Annotated in this window: 1 protein-coding gene; it reads right to left on the reverse strand. The window is 63.5% G+C overall.

The window, feature by feature from the left end:
* The coding region (locus ACESMD_RS10670) for a PAS domain S-box protein (protein ID WP_372612979.1) at positions 1-1124 on the reverse strand (1124 nt) is incomplete at both ends.

A 1124-nucleotide genomic window follows, 5' to 3' on the forward strand; every position in this document is an offset into this window, starting at 1 on the left:
GCATGTACCTCTACCCAGAGGGTCCGGCCGTCGAGATGCAACAAGCGGAACTGTCTAAGGAAGTCATTCCCCGAGGCGAGACTGTGACGCCAGAGATCCAGGGCGGACTGGCGGTCGTCCCGGTGGATGCTGCGAATCCAGTCCACCTCGCCACCCTGGCTGAAGGCCTGGCCAGTGAGTTCCATCAACACCGGGTTCATGTAGGTGACAAGGCCGCGGACATCGGTCACGAACATGCCCACCGGGGACGACGCCAGTACGGCGTCGAGGAAGGCCTGGTATTCATGGAATCGCACGATGGCGGCGCTGCGCTCGTTCTCCACGCGATTGACGGTATCCGCCACCCTCGTCAATTCCTTCATGCGGGTATCGAGTTCGACGGACGAGCGGCGCCCCTCGCCGACCTCCTCGATCTGCCGTTCCAGGCTGCGCAAGGGCCGCAGGGTTCGCCAACTCAGCCATCCCATCACAGGAAGAAGGATCAGGGCGATGGCCACGCCGGTCATCACCAGCCAGCGGAAGAGCGTCACCAGCGGCGTCTCGATCTGGCGTTCGGGCAGGAAAACGCCCACAAACCAATCCGCTGGCCAGATTTGACGATAGACCTGGAGGGCCATGTCACCGCTCAGCAAGGGCGCCACCGCCTCCCCTTCCCAGCCGTCCCGTGCCAGGTCGATCCAGGGGTTGAAATCCACATCGGGTACCGGCTGCAATACCAGGGAATCATCGGGATGATTTAGCACCCGGCCCGTTGCCGTGGCCACGGCCGCATAAACTCCCTCCCCCAGGCGAAGTCGGCGCAGGCTGTAGAAGAGCCCACCCTGGGTGATGTCGACCAGCCCGCCCACGAAGCCGACAAACTCCCCGTCGAGTATCCTGGGAACCACCATGATCACCAGCGGAATATCGCTCGCGCGGCCCACGAAGGGCTCGCTCACATAGGGCCTCTGAACATGCCTCACGAACCGGAAATACTCGGTCTTGGCGGTAGCCAGCCCCTCTCTGCCCTCGACGACCGGCCAGTCGGCCTGGATGACCCCTTCGGCATCCCCGACCACCAGGCCATCGAAGAGCCCGAGCAAGGCATCATTGTGGCGCAGTTCGTCCTTGAGTCCGGTGGGCCC

It is taken from the genome of Halomonas sp., from assembly GCF_041689495.1.
GTDB lineage: Bacteria > Pseudomonadota > Gammaproteobacteria > Pseudomonadales > Halomonadaceae > Halomonas.